The organism is Caballeronia sp. M23-90, assembly GCF_053574605.1.
The window spans coordinates 1-2,555 of sequence record NZ_JBSIPA010000667.1 but is presented as its reverse complement, the minus strand read 5'-3'; the positions used below and the strand labels follow the sequence as shown (position 1 = coordinate 2,555).

Below are 2,555 nucleotides of genomic sequence, written 5' to 3'. Positions count from 1 at the left end.
CTAGGTGTCCACGTGGACACTTAGAGGATTTGCACCGATGACAGAAGAAAATGACTTGCGAAGCCGTTTAGTGATTGGCCAAAAGCGCGATGGCCGACGCGAATACGATGACGAAGCGCGGGATGAACTTATCCGTCTGTGTCTGAAGCGAGGCGTATCGATTGCCCGAACAGCCATGGAACATGATATCAACCCGAATCTGTTGCGCACCTGGGTTACGCAGTATCGGCAGCGGCAAGCCGCCACAGAATCGGTTGCTAAAGTCTCCGAGGTATCGGACGAAGTGATGATCGACATTGCGGTGCCTGCCGCGCTAACGATGTCGTACAACGATCACGCTGCGCCATTTGTTGCGGTCGCCCATGCGGCGACGCCACCATCGGCTGCGCCACCCCCGATGACGATGTCTCTGGCGCTGCATGTGCGTCTATCGAACGGCGTCGAACTTGAGCTGGGCAGCTCGATCGCGACCATCGACGAACTGACGACCGTAGTGCAGATCCTGGGGAGGTTGCCGTGTTCAGGTTCGACGAAAAGCTGAAGGTCTACCTGCACCGTGATCCTGTCGATTTCCGCTACGGTATGAACAGCTTGTCGATCCTCGTCGAGCAGTCCATGCAATTGAACCCGATGGACTCCTCTCTTTACATCTTCGGGAATCGGCGTCGTGACCGCATCAAGATTCTCTTCTGGGATGGTAGCGGTTTCTGGCTAATGATCAAACGATTGGAGACGAGCCACTTCATCTGGCCGGACAACAAGGCCGCGGTCGTGACGATGACAAGCGAGGTGCTGCACGCGCTGCTCGACGGCGATGACATTACGGCGATTCGGCGACATACAAAGCGAGAATATCTCCGCGTTAGCTGAACGCGCCCTTGGCATATTAGTCCAAGCAGTATGCCGATCGAGGTCACGATCACCGCCGACGAATTGAAAGAGCTGCTCGCTGAGCGCGAGGCCGCTCGCGCACTGCGAGAAGAACAGGAAACGCTACGTGGCGCGTTGCGGCTCGTGACAGCGGAACGCGATCTTGCCGAGGAGCGGCTTCGTGCTTACCGTCGTGAACTGTTCGGCGCGAAGAGCGAAGCGCGGGGTTCGGATCAACTGGGGTTATTCAACGAAGCCGAAGCGCTCAGTGCGAACAGCAGCGCCGCTCAGGAAGACACTCCAGAGACGACAGTTGGCAAGCATACGCGCAAAACGCGTGGTCATCGCAAACCGCTCGATCCCAATCTCCCGCGCGAGGTTGTGCGACATGATCTCCCCGAGGCTGAGCGCTTCTGCACGAACGACGGCCACGCGCTCGTGGAAATCGGGGTCGAGATTAGCGAGCAGCTCGATGTGATTCCAGAGCAGCTTCGCGTGATCCAGCATCAGCGCGTCAAGTATGCGTGCCCGTGCTGCGATCTCGGCATCAAGGTCACGCCGGCGCCCCCGCGTATCATCCCTCGCGGACTGCTTACCGAATCGGCGCTTGCGTGGATCGCCACGGGCAAGTATCAGTTCGGAATGCCACTTTATCGTCAGGCTGGTTTGCTGCGGCGCTTTGGCGGCGACATCTCGTCCAACACGATCGCCGCGAGCATGGTTCGCGTCGGTCTGGCAATACAGCCTGTGATTAACCTGATGCGCGATACATTGCTCGATGCGGAGCTGGTCTACTGCGACGAGACGACATTCCAGGTCTTGAAGGAGAAGGGGCGTAAGCCTCAGACGAAGAGCTATCTCTGGTCGCAGATGACGGATTCAGGAAATCCGATCCGCTGCTTCACCTACACGCCCGGTCGCGGTGCGCACCTGGCTGATAAACTGTTCACGGGCATTCGTAAAGGTGCAGTTCTGATGACGGACGGCTATGAACCCTATAACGGCCTCGCCGAGCGATACCAGCTTGTTCATCTTGGATGCTGGGTTCACGCAAGACGATACTTCATCAAGGCCGAGGAAAATGTGCCCAAAGCAGCGCGCTCGCCCGATCTGCTCGCCACGCGCTTCATCAAGCTAATCGGAAAGTTGTTCGCCGTGGAGGCACGCAGCGCGCAATGGGCTGTCGATCGGCGACAGCGATTGCGACAACGGTACTGTAGGCGCGTGCTCGATGTGATTCATAAGCTGTTGACCGAGCAATCTCCCGGTGTTGTGCCAAATAGCCTCCTCGGCAAAGCGCTAACTTACCTGCGCGGACAGTGGCCGAAACTAATTCAATACACCGAGAATGGCAACTGGCCCATCTCGAATAATGCTTGTGAAAACTCGATTCGCCCATTCTGTGTAGGACGCCGCTCCTGGCTCTTTGCTGACACCGTTGCGGGCGCAAACGCCAGCGCTAACATCTACTCAATCGTGGAGACCTGCCGCGCCCACCGCATCGATCCTTATCGTTACCTCACCTGGCTGTTTCAACGGCTGCCACTTGCAAATACCGTCGATGAATACGACGCGCTGCTTCCTTGGAAGATGCCGGTCGACATTCCCTGATCGCGCGTCCCCCTACACCGGCTACACTCCAACGGCGTGCACCTTCAGAGGGGCGTCGTTGATGGATCGCATAC

General features: G+C 57.6%; 3 protein-coding genes. All 3 read left to right on the top strand.

Annotation, left to right across the window (positions count from 1 at the left end; genetic code table 11):
* Nucleotides 1–37: 37 nt before the first annotated feature.
* From ACRXB1_RS34395 to tnpC, 3 genes are read left to right on the top strand one after another with little or no spacing between them, the layout of a single operon-like run.
* Entirely contained in the window at nt 38–541 is a 504-nt protein-coding gene (locus ACRXB1_RS34395) for a transposase (RefSeq protein WP_062173836.1), read from the top strand.
* The gene (tnpB, locus tag ACRXB1_RS34390; RefSeq protein ID WP_158937762.1) at nt 517–870 is read left to right on the top strand and encodes an IS66 family insertion sequence element accessory protein TnpB; all 354 of its coding nucleotides are present in this window, start codon (nt 517–519) and stop codon (nt 868–870) included. Before ACRXB1_RS34395 ends, tnpB begins: the two co-directional genes overlap by 25 nt.
* Before the next feature lie 30 nt (nt 871–900).
* Nucleotides 901–2,481 carry an IS66 family transposase gene (gene tnpC / locus ACRXB1_RS34385; RefSeq protein ID WP_449494578.1) on the top strand — a complete coding sequence of 527 codons (1,581 nt, stop codon included), beginning with the start codon at nt 901–903 and terminating at the stop codon, nt 2,479–2,481.
* Nucleotides 2,482–2,555 lie beyond the last annotated feature (74 nt).

Coding starts and splice junctions, on each gene's coding strand:
- ACRXB1_RS34395 (WP_062173836.1), top strand. CDS start 38: ATGACAGAAGAAAATGACTTGCGAAGCCGTTTAGTGATTGGCCAAAAG.
- tnpC (WP_449494578.1), top strand. CDS start 901: ATGCCGATCGAGGTCACGATCACCGCCGACGAATTGAAAGAGCTGCTC.